Annotated in this window: 13 protein-coding genes; 7 read left to right on the top strand and 6 right to left on the bottom strand. The window is 73.9% G+C overall.

All coding sequences use genetic code 11. From position 1 onward, the window contains the following. The first annotated feature begins 5 nt into the window (after window positions 1-5). From ACW14Y_RS00870 to ACW14Y_RS00860, 3 genes are all read left to right on the top strand, one after another. Entirely contained in the window at window positions 6-971 is a 966-nt protein-coding gene (locus ACW14Y_RS00870; protein ID WP_380394405.1) for a WxL protein peptidoglycan domain-containing protein, read from the top strand. A gap of 84 nt (window positions 972-1,055) precedes the next feature. Further along, window positions 1,056-3,806, top strand: a complete 2,751-nt coding sequence (locus ACW14Y_RS00865) for a SpoIIE family protein phosphatase (RefSeq protein ID WP_456985502.1) — start codon at window positions 1,056-1,058, stop codon at window positions 3,804-3,806. Window positions 3,807-3,931: 125 nt separating this feature from the next. Further along, a complete protein-coding gene (locus ACW14Y_RS00860; RefSeq protein WP_456985501.1) occupies window positions 3,932-5,074 on the top strand; it encodes an ABC transporter substrate-binding protein in 1,143 nt (380 codons plus the stop codon). Between the two features lie 57 nt (window positions 5,075-5,131). On the opposite strand, the gene ACW14Y_RS00855 is transcribed toward ACW14Y_RS00860, so the two are convergent. Further along, a complete protein-coding gene (locus ACW14Y_RS00855) occupies window positions 5,132-6,988 on the bottom strand; it encodes a sigma-70 family RNA polymerase sigma factor (protein WP_456985500.1) in 1,857 nt (618 codons plus the stop codon). A gap of 941 nt (window positions 6,989-7,929) precedes the next feature. Between ACW14Y_RS00855 and ACW14Y_RS00850 the strand changes: the two genes are divergently transcribed. The 3 genes from ACW14Y_RS00850 (at window position 7,930) to ACW14Y_RS00840 (ending at window position 12,380) form a co-directional block, all read left to right on the top strand. Further along, a complete protein-coding gene (locus ACW14Y_RS00850; RefSeq protein WP_402725110.1) occupies window positions 7,930-8,238 on the top strand; it encodes a hypothetical protein in 309 nt (102 codons plus the stop codon). Window positions 8,239-8,581: 343 nt separating this feature from the next. Next, window positions 8,582-11,017 (top strand): M4 family metallopeptidase, encoded by a 2,436-nt coding sequence (locus ACW14Y_RS00845; protein ID WP_456985499.1) that lies wholly within the window; start codon window positions 8,582-8,584, stop codon window positions 11,015-11,017. 241 nt (window positions 11,018-11,258) lie between these two features. Then, complete coding sequence (locus ACW14Y_RS00840; protein ID WP_456985498.1) at window positions 11,259-12,380, top strand: hypothetical protein; 1,122 nt, start codon at window positions 11,259-11,261, stop codon at window positions 12,378-12,380. On the opposite strand, the gene ACW14Y_RS00835 is transcribed toward ACW14Y_RS00840, so the two are convergent. The 4 genes from ACW14Y_RS00835 to tnpA all read right to left on the bottom strand — a co-directional run bounded on the left by ACW14Y_RS00835 (window position 12,349) and on the right by tnpA (window position 15,780). Continuing rightward, the gene (locus tag ACW14Y_RS00835) at window positions 12,349-13,710 is read right to left on the bottom strand and encodes a PhoH family protein (protein WP_456985497.1); all 1,362 of its coding nucleotides are present in this window, start codon (window positions 13,708-13,710) and stop codon (window positions 12,349-12,351) included. The two genes, ACW14Y_RS00840 and ACW14Y_RS00835, sit on opposite strands and share 32 nt — an antisense overlap. Before the next feature lie 493 nt (window positions 13,711-14,203). Continuing rightward, entirely contained in the window at window positions 14,204-14,611 is a 408-nt protein-coding gene (locus ACW14Y_RS00830; RefSeq protein ID WP_456985496.1) for a hypothetical protein, read from the bottom strand. Window positions 14,612-14,707: 96 nt separating this feature from the next. Then, window positions 14,708-15,247: a phospholipase domain-containing protein gene (locus ACW14Y_RS00825; RefSeq protein ID WP_456985495.1), complete on the bottom strand. Its 540-nt coding sequence runs from the start codon at window positions 15,245-15,247 to the stop codon at window positions 14,708-14,710. Window positions 15,248-15,351: 104 nt separating this feature from the next. After that, the gene (gene tnpA / locus ACW14Y_RS00820; RefSeq protein WP_456985494.1) at window positions 15,352-15,780 is read right to left on the bottom strand and encodes an IS200/IS605 family transposase; all 429 of its coding nucleotides are present in this window, start codon (window positions 15,778-15,780) and stop codon (window positions 15,352-15,354) included. 46 nt (window positions 15,781-15,826) lie between these two features. Here tnpA and ACW14Y_RS00815 point away from each other — a divergent pair, with 46 nt between their 5' ends. Beyond that, window positions 15,827-17,041, top strand: a complete 1,215-nt coding sequence (locus ACW14Y_RS00815; RefSeq protein WP_456985493.1) for an RNA-guided endonuclease InsQ/TnpB family protein — start codon at window positions 15,827-15,829, stop codon at window positions 17,039-17,041. Here the strand turns inward: ACW14Y_RS00815 and ACW14Y_RS00810 are convergent. Further along, entirely contained in the window at window positions 17,000-17,563 is a 564-nt protein-coding gene (locus ACW14Y_RS00810; protein ID WP_456985492.1) for an alkaline phosphatase family protein, read from the bottom strand. The two genes, ACW14Y_RS00815 and ACW14Y_RS00810, sit on opposite strands and share 42 nt — an antisense overlap. Between the last annotated feature and the right edge of the window lie 5 nt (window positions 17,564-17,568).

Below are 17,568 nucleotides of genomic sequence, written 5' to 3'. Positions count from 1 at the left end.
GAGCCATGCGCAGAGCCTCCGTCGCCACCCTCCTCCTCGTCGTCCTGACGGCGTTCCTCCCCGCCCAGGCCCGGGCCGCGGACAACGGGGAATGGTCCGTCGAGCCGGCCGACTCCGTCATCACCCCGCGCACGGCCTTCCAGCTCTCCGCGAGCCCCGGTGCGACCTTCGCCGACCGCGCCGTCGTCACCAACAGCACCGACGGGCCGCTGACCCTGCGCCTCCACGTCGCCGACGCGTACAACACACCCCGGGACGGCGGCCTGGCGGTACGCGGCGAGGACGAGACCCAGCGCGACGTCGGCACCTGGGGAAAGCCCGAGCGGGACGTGGTCACGGTTCCCGCCAGGTCGTCCGTGACCGTCCCCTTCACCCTGACGGTCCCCGCCGACGCCCCGCCCGGGGACCACGTCGGCGCCCTGGTCGCGGTCGACGACCGGGTGCGGCCGGGAGCCGGTTCGTTCATCGGCGTCCGGCGCGCCGTCGGGGCGCGGATCTACCTGCGGGTCGAGGGACCGCAGCGCCCGGCCCTCGCGGTCGAGGGACTGCGCCTCACGACCAGGAACCCGTCCGTACCGGGGACCGGCGACAGCAGCACCACCGTGTCCTTCACCCTCCACAACACCGGGAACGTGAAGCTCGACCCCCGGGCCACGCTGCGGATCGGCGGGATCCGGGTCGGAGGCCCGGCGACGAAGCAACTGACGAACGTGCCGGCCGAACTGCTCCCCGGCGAGAAGGTCCAGGTGACCGAGGGCTGGGAGGGGGCGCCCTCGGGCTGGGGCGAGGCGACGGTCACGGCGACCGCGAACGGGGCCGACGCCACCGGCTCCGTCGGCTTCCTCGACCTGCCGTGGATCCTCCTCGGCGCGGTGCTGGCCCTCCTCGCCGGAGGCTCCACCGTCCTGGTGGTCAGGCGCCGCCGCCGCGGGGGCCGGGGCCGGGCGGGGGCCCGCCCCGCAGCCGCCTGAGCCGGCCGCCGGCACAGGCCCCGCAGCCGCCACCCGAAGGCCGCTTGTTGCCTGAAACCCGGCAAACCGGGATAAATAATGACTATGGACCCTCGCCCGGATGGAAGCGACGCGCACCGTCCGGCCGACCCACGGGCCGGCCCCGGCGCGCGAGGGACCGGCCGCAGCTTCGCCCGCGAGATCTTCGTCCTCCAACTGGTGATGGTCGTCCTCCTGGTGGTCGGCGCCGTGACGGCCCTCGTGGTGCAGCAACAGCGCTCCACCACGACCGACGCCCGGCACCGCACCCTCGCCGCCGCCGAGTCCTTCGCCCACGCGCCCGGACTCGTCGCCGCCCTGGACGGCCCCGACCCCAGCACGACCCTCCAGCCACTGGCCGAGGAGGTCCGCACCGCCGCCGGGATCGACGCGCTCATCGTGTACCGGCTCGACGGCACCGTGCTCACCCACAGCGACACCTCGCAGATCGGCAAGCACGTCATCGGCCCCTACGCCGAGGCCGCCGAGGGCAAGGCCTTCACCAGGACCTTCAACGGGGCGCTGGGCCGCTCCGTGGTCTCGGCCGTCCCCGTCGAGGACGCGACCGGCGCGGTGGTCGCCATCGTCGCCGCCCCCGTCACCCTCGAATCCATCCACAAGTCCGTCCACCACGAACTGCCCGTCTTCCTGGTCGGAGCGGTCGCCGCCAGCGCCCTCGCGGCCGGCTGCGCCGCCCTGGTCAGCCGCCGGCTGCGACGTCAGACGAGGGGCCTCGGCCCGGCCACGATGACCCGGATGTACGAACACCACGACGCCGTCCTGCACGCCGTGCGCGAGGGCGTCCTGATCACCGACGACACCGGCCGCCTGCTCCTGGCCAACGACGAGGCCCGCCGCCTCCTCGACCTCCCCGCCGACGCCGAGGGTCGGCACGTCGACACCCTCGGGCTCGCCCCCGGCACGGCCGAACTGCTCGCCTCCGACCGCACCGCCGACGACGAGGTCCACCGCGCCGGGGACCGGCTGCTCTCCCTCAACAAACGGCCCACCTCACCCACCGGGGAGCACGGCACCAGCGTGGTGACCCTGCGCGACACCACCGAGCTGCGGGCCCTGGCCGGCCGGGCGGAGCTGGCCAGGTCGCGACTGCGGCTGCTCTACGACGCCGGGATGAGGATCGGCTCGACCCTGAACGTGGTGCGGACCGCCGAGGAACTGGCGCAGGCGGCCGTCCCGGGCTTCGCCGACATCGCCACCGTCGAACTCCAGGACCCGGTGCTGCACGGCGACGCCCCGGCCGGGGCCTCCACGGTGCTGCGCCGCAGCGCCGTCGCGGGACTCGCCCAGGACTACCCGCTCTACCCGGTCGGGAAGCTGATCGACTTCGTGCCGGGCACGCCCATGGCGGCGAGCGTGCGCGAGGGCCGGGCCGTCGTGGAGGCCGACCTCGCGGCCTCCACCGGCTGGCGGAGCCAGGACCTCGAACGCGCCCAGCAGATCCTCGACCACGGCATCCACTCGCTGCTGGTCGCCCCGCTCCAGGCCCGCGGCGTGACCCTGGGGCTGGTGAACTTCTGGCGCGCCCACACCTCCCCGCCGTTCGACGAGGAGGACCTCGCCTTCGCCAAGGAGGTCGGCGGCCGGGCCGCGGTCTGCATCGACAACGCCCGGCGCTACAGCCGGGAGCACGCCATGGCGGAGACCCTCCAGCGCAGCCTGCTGCCCCGGGAACTGCCCGCCCAGGAGGCCCTGGACGTGGCCCACCGCTACCTGCCCGCCCAGGCCGGGGTGGGCGGCGACTGGTTCGACGTCCTCCCGCTGCCCGGCGCCAGGATCGCCCTCGTCGTCGGCGACGTGGTCGGCCACGGCCTGCACGCCGCCGTCACCATGGGCCGCCTGCGCATCGCCGTCCACAACTTCTCCGCCCTCGACCTCCCCCCGGACGAACTGCTCGGCCACCTCGACGACCTGGTCGCCCGCATCGACGACCAGGAGGGCGACGGCCCGGACAGCGCCCAGGTGATGACGGGCGCCACCTGCTTCTACGCCATCTACGACTCGGTCGCCGGACGGGTCGCCGCCGCGAGCGCGGGCCACCTCCCGATGGCGCTGGTCGGCCCCGACGGCACCGTCACCTTCGTCCGGCCGCCGGTCTCCCCTCCGCTGGGCCTCGGCGACGGCCTGCCCGTGGAGGCCGTCGAACTCGCCGTCCCCGAGGGATCCCGGCTGGTGCTCTGCACCGACGGCCTGCTCAAGGCCCGCGACCGGGACGTGGACCTCGCCCTGGACGCGCTGGCCCAGGCGCTCGCCGGCCCGGCCCGCTCCCCGGAGGAGGACTGCGAGCGGGTGATCGGGTCGATGCTGCGCACCAGGCCCACCGACGACATCGCGCTCCTGGTCGCCCGCACCAGGCTCCTCGCCCGGGACCGGGTCGCCGCGTGGGACGTCACCAGCGACCCCGCGGCCGTGGGCCCGGTGCGCCGGGACTGCGCCCGGCAACTGGCCGACTGGGGGCTGGAGCGGCTCTCCTTCGGCACCGAACTCATCCTCAGCGAACTGATCACCAACGCGGTGCGCTACGGCAGGGAACCCGTGCACGTCCGGCTGCTCCTCACCGACACCCTGGTCTGCGAGGTCTCCGACGGGAGCAGCACCGCACCGCACATCCGCCGGGCCGCGGACACCGACGAGGGCGGCCGGGGGCTCTTCCTCGTCGCCCGCTACGCCGAACGCTGGGGCACCCGCTACTCGGCCCGGGGCAAGACCATCTGGACCTCCCAGTCGCTCACCGGGGAGGACGGGCCGGTCGACGAGCTCTCGGAGGACGACCTGCTCGGCCAGTGGGACGATCTCTAGGTGTGCTGAGCGTGACCGCCCGCAGACCCCCCGCCCGGACGGGCACGCCAGGAGCGCACCGCCGCGCCCGAGTAGGCTCGGAAGCGGACACATCGCGTCACCGCCGAACCCCCTCAGGAGGCGTCGTGGCCCCGACCGCACGCCGTGTCGGCGTCCTCGCCGCCTGCTGCTGCCTGGCGGTGACGGTCCTGGCCGGCTGCGCCAGTGACGGCCACCGGGCGCCGACGAGGCCGGCCCTCGCCGTCTCCGCCCAGGACGCCGGCGGGACGGACGCGCTGGTCGCGGCGGCCAGGGCGGAGGGGAAGCTCAACGCCACCACGCTGCTGCCGCACTGGGCGAACTACGGGGGCCTGATCGACGGCTTCACCGCGAAGTACGGGATCCCGGTGGTCGTCGACAACCCCTACGGCTCCAGCCAGGACGAGCTCGACGACATCAAGCGCTACCGGGGCCAGGACCGCGCACCCGATGTGCTCGACCTCGGCGACACCTACGCCCGGTCCGCGGCCGGCGAGGGCCTGCTGGCCACCTACCGGACGGCGACGTTCGGCCGGATCCCGGCCGATCAGAAGGACGCCGCCGGACGCTGGAGCAACAGCTACGGGGGCTATGTGGCGATCGGCTGCGACGCGCACCGGGTCCGGCACTGCCCGGCGTCGTTCGCCGACCTGCTCAAGCCCGAGTACCGGGGCATGGTGGCGCTGAACGGCAACCCCACCACCGCCGGATCGGCCTTCGCCGGGGTGTTCGCGGCGGCCCTGGCGAACGGCGGCTCGTTCGACGACATCGCGCCGGGCGTCGCCTTCTTCGCCCGGCTCGACGCCGTCGGCAACTACAACCGGGCCAATCCCGACCCGGCCGCGATCGTGAGCGGCGCGACCCCCATCAGCATCGAATGGGACTTCCTCAACCTCACCCACACCGCCGACTTCGCCGGAACCGGGGTGGACTGGCGGGTGGCGATCCCGTTCGACGGCAGCTTCTCCCAGTACTACGCCCAGGCCGTCAACAAGGACGCCCCGCACCCGGCCGCCGCCCGGCTGTGGGAGGAGTACCTGGCGAGCCCGGAGGGGCAGAACCTGCGGCTGGTCGACTACGCGCGCCCGGTGCTGATGGACGTGATGGCGAAGAACGGCACCCTGGACAAGTCCCTCGCCGCGAAGCTGCCGACGGTCGAGGGCACGCCGGTGTTCCCCTCCGAGGCCCAGCTGAACACGGCGCTGCAGTACGTCCGGCAGCACTGGCCCGCGGCCGTCCCCGCCCGGTGACAGCGGGCCGGGTGACAGCGGGCCCGGTGACAGCGGGTCCGGTCCGGCCGGGGGCGGTCACAGGCGGAAGGCGGCGGCCGGTCGGCAGGCCGGGTCCGAGGTGCAGTCGGCGGCGCGCAGTTCCAGGATCCCGTCCACCTTTCCGGCGGCCTGGGCGGCGAGCAGCAACCCGGAGGACCGGTGGCGGAGCGCGCTCTCCCCGCCGGTGAGGTCGACGAGCTGCCAGGACTGGCGGGCGCTCCCGTCGCAGACCTGCTCGATGACGGCGGTCCCGGCGGTCCCGGCCGCTTCCAGACAGCCGTTGTTCGCCGCGCCGACGAGCCGGACACCGCCGGAGCGGTCGGAACGCACGATCCACACCTGGTCCTCCGAGCCGGTGCAGGGTGCCAGGAACGGCTGGCCGCCGGTCGCCTCCCGGTCCTCGACCTCACCGCAGGTGCCCGGTCCGGCGAGGCGCAGCCGGACCCGCCGGTCCCCCGGGAGCGCGGCGGCCGGGGTGGAGACCGAGAGCACGCTCGCGGACAGCCCGCCGTTCCGCCCGGCGGTCGCCGGGGGCGAGGGGGCGCTGGCGGACGGGGCTCCGGGACGGGCGGAGGCGCTCGGCGGCGTGGTTCCGGTGGGGGAGGCCGGAGCGCCCGGTGTGCCGGTGGCGTGGCCCCGGTCCCCGGTCGGGACGGTCGGTGCCGGAGTCGGAACCGGAGTCGCCGCCACCGTTGCCGTCGGTGTCGGACCGGTTGTCGCCGGGAGGACCCGGGCGGCAACGGTGGCGGCCGGAGTGTCGTCCACCGGGACGGGGGCGGGGGGTCGCGCGTCCGCGGGCCGCTCCGGGGACGGCGGGACGAAGAACGGTGCCAGCGCGAGCGCGGCGAGGGCGGCGACGCCGACCGTGAGCGAGCCCGCCATCGTCTTCGAGGTACCCGTGCGCGGAGCGGGCACCGACGGCAGGTCGGCCGGTGGTGTGTCGACCGGCGGTGCGGCGTGCGGCGGTGTGCCGTGCGGAGGTGCGTCGTGCGGTGCCGGGGAGGACACCGGCCCGGTGCCGCCCGCGAGTGCGGACGCGTCCGCCCCGCCGCCCGGCCACGGGCCGACGAAGGCCACCGCGGCGAGCCGCAGCCGACGGTTGACGTCCTGCAGTTCCTCGTCGCAGCGGCGGCAGTCCGGGCACTCGTCCAGGTGCCGGGCCAGGGCCTTGGACCTCCGCTGGCCGCTCCCGCGGACCTGGGCGGCGAGCCGGCCGGAGAAGGCCCGGCACTCGGCCGACTGCGCCGTGGACAGGTGCGCCGTCAGATAGGCCGTGCGCAGACCCTCCCGGGCCCGCGCGGCGAGCGAGGAGACCCCGCTCGCCGACAGGCCGAGCAGCTGCGCCACCTTCTCCGCGGGCAGGCCCTCGACCACCGAGTGCCACAGCACCGACTGCCACCGCTCCGGGAGCGAGCGGAACGCCGCGACGATCAGCTCGTGCTCGGCGGAGGCGGCGAGGATCTGGTCGGGGGAGAGGGCGTGCGCGGCCTCGTCGGCCCAGTCCTGGACGTCGTCGGTGGGGAAGGAGCGCCGGTCGCTGGTCGCCCACGCCGCCGCGGTGTTGCGGACGACCGTCAGGAGGTAGGGGCGCCAGCTGTCGGTCGGCCCGCTGCCCGCCCGCACGGCCGCCAGGGTCCGGACGAAGGCCTCGCTCGCGAGGTCCTCGGCGCGGTGGTCCATGCCGCCGAGCGAGCGCGCGTAGCCGAGCGCGGCGCGGTGGTGACGCTCGAACAGGGTTCCCACCACATCGTCGTCCCCGGCCCGCAGACGGGCGATCAGCGCGGCGTCCGACTCGGTGTCGGCGCCCGAGGAGGACGGGTGGGGCACACCGGCCGTCCCTCGCGGGGAGGTGGGCTCGGGGGCGTCGTCGGCCGGGTGCGGCGGCAGGGGCATGGGGGTCCTTGAGGGTGTGCGGACGTTCGGTGGATCGCGGGGCGCGGGTGGCTCAGGGGCCCGCGCGGACGGCCGGGGGCGCGGTGCGCCGTCCGGGGACCGGGGCGCTAGGGGTGTGGGGCCGGGCCCGGCCCGCCTCCGGGCGGTGATGTTGGCGCGGCCATGCGCTCCGGCGGCCGGTCCGGAGACGGTGCGTCAGCGGCTCTTCGGCGTCGGCGACATGACAGGTCGGCACGGCGCACTCCTCGGTTCGGGGGACTCGGACAGGGGGGAGTGGTGATCGCCGCTCGCGTCCCGCTGCGTTGCGGGATCGTTACCCGCGCGGCGGGCGACGGGCGGGCGGGTCGATCGAGGGACGGGGAGGTCGGGTGAAAGGGATCACAGGTGGCCGCCTTTCCCGGAACGGTGCGGGGTCTGCAAGAGTAATCACAGATCGGCGGAACGGGGAAATGCATCCGGGCGCTTTCCCGGTTGCGCGCGTCCGTCGGCCGCCCACGGGTTTCCGTTGGGTGCGACCGAATTTCGGACCCGGAATTGCCGGGCCGGTCCCGGGCCTTCGCCGGCCTGGCCCGCCGGGCGCCGCCGGCCCCCGGCGGCACCCGGCGGAGGTGACGACCGAAGGTCACGGACGGTAGCGGTACGACTTCCTGCCGGTGCGGCCGGACCGCGTCCGAGCCTTTGCTGCCACGTATGCGGCCCCTGAAGGCCCCTACTACCCAGGGTTGCGGCCGGGGGTACCTACGGTTCCGCCGGCCCGTGCGAACTTGGGTGGCCGTGACTCTGGACCGGCCCGCGTGCCTTTGCTTACCTGGAATCAGCAATACCGCCCGGGACGACCGGGTGCGGCACCGAGGAGAAATACCATGGCCACGAGAATTCGGCCCGTTGCGAGCCGTCCCACCGCCATTTATTTGCGGTGCTACCCGTGCGACACGGTCCGGATGCTCGATTTCTGGCAGATCCTGGAGCGCTATTCCGTCGAATCCGGACTGGGTGAGGCGACCCTGTTCATGGACAACGGCCGGCGGTCGACCGAGCCGCTGACGGCGCTGGCCGACCTGACCCGCGCGGTCGAGGCGGGCGTGTGCGAGACCGTTCTCGTCCCCGGTCCGTTCGTGTTCTCGCTGGACGACGCCAAGGCGGCGGCGACCGTCCGGCGACTGGAGGAGGCGGGCGGCCGGGTGGTGGAGATGCCGAGGCCGCCGTACTCCACCGCGGTGCCGCCGGTGGACGCGGTCGCGGTCTGCTGACCCCGCACCCCGGCCCGTGACCAGGGCCGGTTCCCGTCCGCCGCGCGCACGCCGATGTCCCGGCCTCTCCGGAGAGGCCGGGACATCGGCGTGCGCGCGGGCCGGTGCCGCCGGTGGGTGCGAGAAGGACGGCGGTTGGCCGAATCCGGCCCGTCGGCGGCGGACGAGGTGACATGTTCGCGCAAACATGTCAGGCTTCACCGCGCCTGCCGAACTCGCCAAGTCGTCAGTGGTGAGCGGCAGTTGCCTGTAGCCGTCGCTCGGACGGTGACCGGACAACGTCGTCCGGCGCATCCGGGCCCCGAGGCCGGGCCCGACGCCGGCCACCCCCCGAGGAGTTTCCTTGACACCTCACACCCGCAGGACCGCCGGAGCGTGCGCGCTCGCACTCGGCATCTCCCTCGTCACCGCCGTACTGCCGTCCGGTGCCGCCACGGCCGGACCGGCCGGCTCCGGCCCCACCGTGACCGCCGCCGGGCGCGTCGGCGCCGGCCCGGGCGTCCCCGGCGTCCCCGCCCCCCGGGCGGGCGCCGCGCCCGCGGCACTGGACCGGGAGGAGCAGGCCGCGCTCACCGCCGACGCCCGGACCCGCCGCCCGGCCACCGCCGAGGCCCTCGGCCTCGGCCCCCAGGAGGAGCTGGAGCCGAAGTCCGTCAGCAAGGACACCGACGGCACACTGCACACCCGCTACGACCGCACCCTCGCCGGACTCCCGGTCCTCGGCGGCGACCTGGTGGTGCACACGGCCGCCGACGGGACCGTCAAGGGCGTCGACCGGGCCACCGGTGCCACCCTCGCGATCGGCCCCGCCCTGGCGGGCGTCACCGCCGGGACCACCAACGCCCGCGCACTGGAGCGGGCCGGGGCCGAGGGAGTGAGCGCCGCGGCCGTCACCTCCGTCCGCGAGGTCGTATGGGCCGCGACCGGTCGGCCGGTGCGCGCCTGGGAGAGCGTCGTCGGCGGGACGCAGGGCGACGGGACCCCGTCCGAACTGCACGTCGTCACCGACGCCGCCACCGGCACCGAGCTCTTCGAGTACCAGAACGTCAGGAACGGCGCCGGTCACAGCCAGTACTCCGGCGACGTCACCCTCGGCACCACCGCGGCCGGCGGCACGTTCAGCCTGACCGACGGCGGCCGCGGCGGGCACCGGACCTACGACCTGGAGCACACCGAGGACGACCGCGCCACCGGCACCCTGTTCACCGACGCCGACGACGTCTGGGGCACCGGCAAGCCCGACCACCCGCAGACCGCCGGCGTCGACGCCGCCTACGGCGCGCAACTGACCTGGGACTGGTACAGGAACGTCCAGGGCCGCGACGGCATCCGGAACGACGGCGTCGCCGCCACCAGCCACGTCCACTACGGCACGGGCTACGCCAACGCCTACTGGTGGGACGTCTGCTTCTGCATGACGTACGGCGACGGCGACTACGACGCCAAGCCGCTCACCTCGATCGACGTCGCCGCCCACGAGATGACGCACGGCGTCACCTCCCACACCGCCGGCCTGGTCTACAGCGGCGAGTCCGGCGGCCTCAACGAGGCGACCTCCGACATCCTGGCCTCCGCCGTCGAGTTCTGGGCCGGGAACGCCGCCGACCCGGGGGACTACCTGATCGGCGAGAAGATCGACATCAACGGCGACGGCACGCCGCTGCGCTTCATGGACAAGCCCTCCAAGGACGGGGCCTCCAAGGACTACTGGTACGCCGGGATCGGCTCCAGCAACGTCCACTTCTCCTCCGGCCCGGCCAACCACTGGTTCTACCTGGCCTCCGAGGGCAGCGGCGCCAAGCTCGTCAACGGCGTGGCGTACGACTCGCCGACCTCCGACGGCCGACCGGTCAACCCGATCGGGCGCGAGGCCGCCGCGGCGGTCTGGTACCGCGCCCTCAGCACCTACATGACCTCCTCCACCGACTACGCCGGCGCCCGCACCGCCACCCTCAAGGCGGCCGCCGACCTGTACGGCGCCGACAGCCGCGCCTACCGGAACGTCGCCAACGCCTGGGCGGCCGTCAACGTCGGAGCCCGCGTCACCACCGGTGTCACCCTGACCAGCCCCGGTGACCAGGTCACCCGGACCGGCACCGAGGTGAACCTCCGGACCGAGGCCACCAGCAGCAACGCCGGGCCGATCGGCTACACCGCCACCGGGCTGCCCGCCGGCCTGACGATCGACGCCTCCACCGGCGTGATCACCGGCACCCCCACCACCCAGGCCACCGCCACCGTCACCCTCACGGCCACCGATGCCACCGGGGCCCACGACGTGGTGTCCTTCTCCTGGACCACCTGGACCGTCGGCCAGTGCGCCACCTCGCAGCAGTTCGCCAACCCCGGCTTCGAGGACGGCCCCGCCGCCTGGAGGGCCTCGAACGGCCGGAGCATCGACTCCACCAACCCCTACACCCTCCCGCGCAGCGGAGCGTGGAAGGCGTGGCTGGGCGGGCACGGCGGTACCAGCACCGACACCCTGTCCCAGACCGTCCGCATCCCCTACGGCTGCCGGGCGGTGCTGACCTTCTGGGTGCACATCAGCACCGACGAGAGCACCACGACAAAGCCCTACGACAAGCTGACCGTCCAGGCCGGTGACACCGTGCTGGCCACCTGGTCCAACCTGGACGCCACCGCCGGTTACGTCGAGCGGAGCGTCGACCTGTCCGCGTACGCGGGTCAGTACGTCGACGTGCGCTTCGTCGGCCGGGAGGACCTCTCGGCCCGGACCACCTACCTGATCGACGACACCGCGGTCACCCTCGGGAACTGACCCGAGCGCGGGACCACCGGGGTACCTCCCTCCAGGACCGCCGCCCTCCAGGACCGCCGCCCTCCAGGACCGCCGCCCGCCGGGGCGGCGGTCCGCCGCGCGGTCGGAGGTTCGCGCGGTCACGATCGGGCAACACGGCGGGCGCGGCCGCCGGTTCGCCGCTCCCACCAGGGACAGCCGAAGGAGACCCGGGGCCCGGCCGGGCGCGGGTCCGCCGAGGACCGACCCAGCAAGGACCTCCATGCCCGCTCCCGTCGCCCCCCTCACCGACTCCGAACTCTGCGACCTGCTGACGGCGCCGCCCGTCCGGCGGGCCGCGGCCGAGGAGCTGATGCGCAGACACGGCGAGGCGGTGCTGGCCTACGCCGGGGTCCTCTGCGGGGACCGGCAGAGCGCCGAAACGCTCACGGTGGAGGCGTTCAACCGGGCCCTGGACGTCTTCGACCACGGGCCCGTCCCGGACCTCACATGGCTGTCGTGCCTGGTGGGCGGGGCCGGGCGACTGGCCGCGCGGTGGGCCGACGACGGACGAGCCGATCGCCTGTCGCCCGCCTTCGCGGGCTGGCTGGACCACCAGCGGCGCGGAACGGCCCGGGCCGGGTCCGTCGCCGCGCTCCGCCGGGCCGAGAGCACCTGCCCGCTCCTGCGCGCGCTCCACCGGCTGCCCGACGCCGCGGCCACCGAGGTGTGGCACAGCCTGCTGCCCGCACCCGGGGCCGGTGCCCCGGCCGCCCCGGCACGACAGGAACTGGCCATGGCCTACCTGCGGGAACGCAACTCCCTGGTGGCCGAGCGGCTGTGCCGGCACCTGGCGGTCCGGCTGGCCGACGCCGCGAGCGGCGGACGCGCGGCCGACCCGGAGCTGGCCGGCCACCTGGACGGGTGCGAGCCCTGCGCCCTGGCACTGGCCGACCTGCGGGCCGTCCACCACTGGCACACCGCCCGCCTACGGGCGCGGGCACTGCTGGACCACTGGGATCCCGGTGCCGGGACCACCAGTGCCGGGACCGCCGTCACCCGTTCCGCGCCCGCTCCGGCCGGAGCGGGTCCGCGCCCGCCCGGGCACCGTCGGCGCCGCCGGTCGGCGCGGCACGCCCGCAAGCCCCGGACGGCGGCCGTCTGGGCGGCCGGACTCGGAACGCTGACCCTGGCCTGCGCCCTGACACCGGTGCTGAGCGCGCCCGACCGCGAGCGGACCGCGCCCGCGGCGCCGACCCGGCCGGAGGGGCCGGGGAGCGGACCCGCTCCGACACCGCGGACGGCGACGCCCACCCCTTCGACCCCGGCGTCCCCGGCCCCGATTCCGACCCCGGCGGCCGGTCGGCCCGCGGTCAGAGCTCCAGGCCCTCCAGCATCTCGGTGACCAGGGCGGCGATGGGGGAGCGCTCGGAGCGGGTGAGGGTGATGTGGGCGAACAGGGGGTGGCCCTTGAGCTTCTCGACGACGGCGACGACGCCGTCGTAGCGGCCGACGCGGAGGTTGTCGCGCTGGGCGACGTCGTGGGTGAGGACCACCCGCGAGCCCTGGCCGATCCGGGAGAGCACCGTCAGCAGGACGTTGCGCTCCAGCGACTGCGCCTCGTCCACGATCACGAAGGCGTCGTGCAGGGAACGCCCCCGGATGTGGGTCAGCGGCAGGACCTCCAGCATCCCCCGGGAGATGACCTCCTCGACCACGTCCGGCGTCGTCACCGCCGACAGCGTGTCGAAGACCGCCTGCGCCCACGGGCTCATCTTCTCCGACTCGGACCCGGGCAGGTACCCCAGCTCCTGCCCGCCCACCGCGTACAGCGGCCGGAACACCATCACCTTGCGGTGCTGCTGACGCTCCAGCACCGCCTCCAGCCCCGCGCACAGCGCCAGCGCCGACTTCCCCGTCCCCGCCCGGCCCCCGAGGGAGACGATCCCCACCTCCGGGTCCAGCAGCAGGTCCAGCGCCACCCGCTGCTCGGCGCTGCGCCCGCGCAGGCCGAATGCCTCGCGCTCGCCGCGCACCAGGCGCACCCGGCCGTCGCCGGCGACCCGGCCCAGGGCCTTCCCGCGCTCGGAGGTGAGGACGAGGCCGGTGTGCACGGGCAGGTCGGCGACGCCGGGGACGTCGACGCCGGCGTCGTGGCCGGCGGCGAACAGCGCGTCGACGTCGTCGGCGGCGACGTGGAGCTCGGCCATGCCGGTCCAGCCGGAGGTGATCGCGAGCTCGGCGCGGTACTCCTCGGCGAGCAGGCCCACCGAGGACGCCTTGATCCGCAGCGGGAGGTCCTTGGAGACGACGGTGACGTCGTAGCCCTCGGCCTGGAGGTTGCGGGCGACCGCCAGGATCCGGGTGTCGGCCTCGCCGCCGCCGGCCCGGTAGCCGACCGGCAGTATCGAGGTGTCCGAGTGGTTGAGCTCGACCCGGATGGAGCCGCCGAGCTCGCCGACCGGGATCGGCTCGTCCAGGCGCCCGAACCGGATCCGGAAGTCGTCGAGCAGCCGCAGCGCCTGGCGGGCGAAGTAGCCCAGCTCCGGGTGGTGCCGCTTGGCCTCCAGCTCCGTGACCACGACCACGGGGAGGACGACCTCGTGCTCCTCGAAACGGGTCATCGCCAGCGGGTCCGCCAGCAGCACACTGGTGTCGAGAACGTACGTCCGCCGGTCGCGCTTGCGGGTGTGGAGCCACTGCTCGGGCCGGGGGCCGTGGTCTTCGCTGCTCATCGGGTACCTCCAGGGGGAAGTGGGGCGCGAGCCGCGGCCCGGAGGACGGGCCGGACGGCGCACGGTCCGCCGGGGCGGGCGGTCCCTTCGCGGATCGCGGCGGACGCCGGGCCGGCGGGGCTTCGCGCGACCGCCGAGCGGGGTCCGGTCCGAAAGCCCGGAGGCCTCGGCGAATCATCGCGGGGCGAGACCGCCGGAATGCCGACCGGTGCCGTGTTCCTGACCGGGTCGACCTCCTTCCGGTGAGACCGGGAATCGCGGTGCTACGGCCTCTGACCTGCGGTTCCACGGGTCGTCATGCGCGGTGGAAATCCCGGCGGACGACCGGGACCGGCAGATTCCGGGCACTGCTCGGGCGGTTTCCGGTGCCCCGGAAACCGGTCCGCGCCGAGGTGGGGCGGAAAGCCTTCCCCGCTTCGTTGGGAGCACGATAACCAGCGATCCACGCCACGGGAACGTGACGTGGATCACGATGCGGTGTCGCGGCGGGACGTCACGCCGTGCCGTGCGGCGCCGCACTGCCGCGGCGGTAGACGGGGCGGACCGACGGCAGGTGCATCAGCACCTGGGCGGTCAACGGGAGGAGGGGGAGCGCGAGGTCGTCGGCGGACGGCGGCGCACCGGCGTCGACCGACAGCACCACCACCGCCGCGACGGCCGGCAGGAGCGAGAGGGCAGCGAGGACGTCCAGCACGCCCCGCGCCCGGCGGCTGCCGTGCACGGCGCGGCGGACGGCCACGCCCGAGGCGGCCAGCACGCCGATCGCGGGGAACAGGAGGACGACATCACCGGGCTCCAGCCCGCCGACAAGCCGGGTGGAGAACAGGTACAGCAGCATCAGGCCGGCGAGGAGCAGGAGGAGGGACCAGAGGGCCGCGGCGCAGCGCAGGGGGAGGGGCATGTGACCTGTCTTCGGTGGGGGCGGTGACTCGGTGACGGGGGAGAGAACGGCGCGCGGGACGGGGTGGGGCCCGCCCCGCGCGCCGGACGCCCGTGCCTACCGGAGGCCGGGGCTGGAGGTGCCGGCGGCGGGGTCGGTGATGCTCTCGGCCCCGTTCTCCACGTGGCCGGCGAACCGGCGCAGGAAGCCGTCGGCCGTGTCGGCGGTGGCGGTGAGGTCGTACCACCAGCCGCTGTCGGTGATGGCCCAGGAGTTCCGTACGGACGCCGAGGCGGGCAGGTGGAACGTCCAGGGGTCGTCCGTGCGGTAGGCGCCGGCCGTGACCGTGACGGTGCACGGGGCGGTGCCGCTGTTGGTCATGGTGAGGGTGAGGCAGCCGTTCGGGACGTCGGCCGCCGCGTGGACCTCCGGGTCGGCGTTCCCGGCGGTGGTGGCGGTGAGCCGGTTGCCGCGGAAGCGCCGGTGCAGGCCGTTCGGGCCGTAGAGGGAGAGGTCGTAGGAGCCCTCCGGCGTGCCGGCGACGAAGTAGTCGCTCAGGCTCTTTCCCGCCTCCACCGTGTGTCGCCAGGGCCCGTCCGTGGGGAAGGCGTTGGCGTAGAGGTGGACGCACTGCCCGGCGGTCCCGCTGTTCACCATCCCTTGATCTTCGCAGGGAATCCCGGCCTTTGGGTCGGGCGGGAATGCGATCCCTGGCAGGAGGGCGCTGAGCGTCGTAGGTCTCTGCGCCTCCGTGGTGACGATCAGGTGGGCCGCTTCTGGTTCTCGATGTAGTCCTTGACGATGCTCAGGGGCGCTCCGCCGCAGGACCCCGCGAAGTACGAGGGTGCCCAGAAGACGGGCCCTGTGCCGATGCGGTCGATACGTCCGGTGTACTCGGCGCGCAGGTAGCGAGAGCTGACGCCCTTGAGGGAGTTGACGAGCTTGGAGACCGAGATTTTCGGTGGGTAGTGCACCAGCAGGTGGACGTGGTCGCCCTCGCCGTTGAACTCGCGCAGCTCCGCCCCGAAGCTCGCGCACACGTCGCGCATGATCGCCTCGCAGCGCGTCAGCATCTCGTTGCTGAAGATCTCGCGCCGGTGCTTGGTGACAAAGACCAAGTGAGCGTGCAGGTTGTGGACGACGTGGTTTCCCCGTCGTACATCGGGGTCTGGTTCCCAACGTGGTGACATTGGCCAAGTGTAGAATGGTCGTCGACGTTGAAGGGGGGTGGGCCGGATGATCCGTGCGTACAAGTTCCTCATGCGGCCTACCGTGGGCCAGGCGCAGGCTCTTGGCGAGATGCTGCGGGACCACTGCTCGCTCTACAACGGGGCGTTGCAGGAGCGTCGCGACGCCTACCGGCATCCCTCGAAGACGAGCGTCAAGTACGGCATGCAGTCCGCGCAGCTCAAGGAGATCCGGGCGTTCGACCCGGAGTGTCAGGGCCGGTGGTCGTTCTCCTCGCAACAGGCCACCTTGCGTCGCCTGGACAAGGCGTTCCAAGCGTTCTTCCGCCGGGTCAAGTCCGGTGGGACGCCCGGCTACCCGCGCTTTCGCGGGGTCAACCGGTTCGATACGGTGGATTTTCCCAGGGACGGTGACGGCTGCCGCTGGGACTCGACCCCGTACGACCCCGTCACCCGCGTCCGCCTCCAGGGTGTCGGGCATGTCAGGGTCAATCAGCACCGGCCGGTGGCCGGCAGGGTCAAGACTGTCGGCGTCAAGCGCGAGGGCCGCAAGTGGTTCGTCGTCCTGACCGCCGAGCAGGAGCGGCCCGAACCACTGGCGCCTACGGGCAGCGCGGTCGGAATCGACCTGGGCATCGCGAACTTCCTCGCCGACAGCAACGGCGGCTTCGTCCCCAACCCGCGTCACGGCCGCACCGCCGCCGTGAAGCTCGAAGCCGCACAGCAGGCCCTGAGCCGGTTCCCGCGCGTGCGCCGTGACAAGCGCACCGGCAACCACCGGCGGGCGGTGGAGAAGGTCGCGAAGCTGCACGGAAAGGTGCGCCGCCAGCGGCTCGACCACGCGCACAAGACCGCCCTTTCTCTGGTCCGTGAGCACGACTTCATCGCGCACGAGAACCTCAGGATCCGCAACATGTCCCGCTCGGTCTCACCCAGGCCCGATCCCGAGCAGTCGGGCGCATTTCTGCCCAACGGAGCAGCGGCCAAAGCCGGGCTCAACCGTTCGATCATGGATGCCGGTTGGGGGGTGTTCCTCACGATCCTCACCAGCAAGGCTGAAAGCGCCGGCCGAGAAGTGATCGCCGTAGACCCCCGCAACACCTCCCGGACCTGCCCCGAATGCGGGCACGTCGCGAAGGAGAACCGGCCGACCCGGGAGAAGTTCCACTGCGTCAACTGCGCTCACCAGGACCACGCTGACACAGTGGGAGCCACCAACGTTCTACGGGCCGGGCTGGCCCGTCGCAACGCCCACCAGGGTTAGCGAGAAGCCCCCGGCCTCAGCCGGGGGAGGAGTCACGTCGATCCAGAAGGCCTTGGGGGTGACGCGCCCCGTGGCCTCGAAGGCGTATGGCAGGGCGCGGGCCCTGCGGTGCCCGGCCTCCTGTGCCGGGAGGGTCTGCACATCGGGCAGCCTGGGCGCGGGGAGGTTGTCGCACTGTGCGGCGGCTCGCGCGTGGTAGTTGACGGTGTCCGGCAGGTACGGCCAGCCGGTCCGCGCCGAGGTGAAGTCGAACACGGACATCAGGTCGCCGGTGACCGCCCGGCGCCAGGGGCTGATGGTGGGCTCGGGCACGCCGAACACCCGGGGGCAGAACCGGAGGGCCGAGGTGTGGTCGAAGACCTCGGAGCAGACGTACCCGCCGCAGGTCCAGGGGGAGACGACGATCATGGGCACGCGGAAGCCGAGCCCGATCGGCTTCCCGACGCTGATCTCCCCGGCCACGGCGGCCGCGCCGCCGAGCAGGGCGCGCCGACTGACGCCGGCTCTGGACTCGTCGTTCATGGGGG

The sequence above is a fragment of the Kitasatospora sp. cg17-2 genome, from assembly GCF_054031055.1.
The sequence above is the reverse complement of the archived record's forward strand: the minus strand, read 5'-3'. Positions and strand labels throughout refer to the sequence as shown.

Coding starts and splice junctions, on each gene's coding strand:
- ACW14Y_RS00830 (WP_456985496.1), bottom strand. CDS start 14,611: ATGCCCCTCCCCCTGCGCTGCGCCGCGGCCCTCTGGTCCCTCCTCCTG.
- ACW14Y_RS00840 (WP_456985498.1), top strand. CDS start 11,259: ATGCCCGCTCCCGTCGCCCCCCTCACCGACTCCGAACTCTGCGACCTG.
- ACW14Y_RS00810 (WP_456985492.1), bottom strand. CDS start 17,563: ATGAACGACGAGTCCAGAGCCGGCGTCAGTCGGCGCGCCCTGCTCGGC.
- ACW14Y_RS00865 (WP_456985502.1), top strand. CDS start 1,056: ATGGACCCTCGCCCGGATGGAAGCGACGCGCACCGTCCGGCCGACCCA.
- ACW14Y_RS00815 (WP_456985493.1), top strand. CDS start 15,827: ATGATCCGTGCGTACAAGTTCCTCATGCGGCCTACCGTGGGCCAGGCG.
- ACW14Y_RS00825 (WP_456985495.1), bottom strand. CDS start 15,247: ATGGTGAACAGCGGGACCGCCGGGCAGTGCGTCCACCTCTACGCCAAC.
- ACW14Y_RS00850 (WP_402725110.1), top strand. CDS start 7,930: ATGCTCGATTTCTGGCAGATCCTGGAGCGCTATTCCGTCGAATCCGGA.
- ACW14Y_RS00835 (WP_456985497.1), bottom strand. CDS start 13,710: ATGAGCAGCGAAGACCACGGCCCCCGGCCCGAGCAGTGGCTCCACACC.
- ACW14Y_RS00870 (WP_380394405.1), top strand. CDS start 6: ATGCGCAGAGCCTCCGTCGCCACCCTCCTCCTCGTCGTCCTGACGGCG.
- ACW14Y_RS00855 (WP_456985500.1), bottom strand. CDS start 6,988: ATGCCCCTGCCGCCGCACCCGGCCGACGACGCCCCCGAGCCCACCTCC.
- tnpA (WP_456985494.1), bottom strand. CDS start 15,780: ATGTCACCACGTTGGGAACCAGACCCCGATGTACGACGGGGAAACCAC.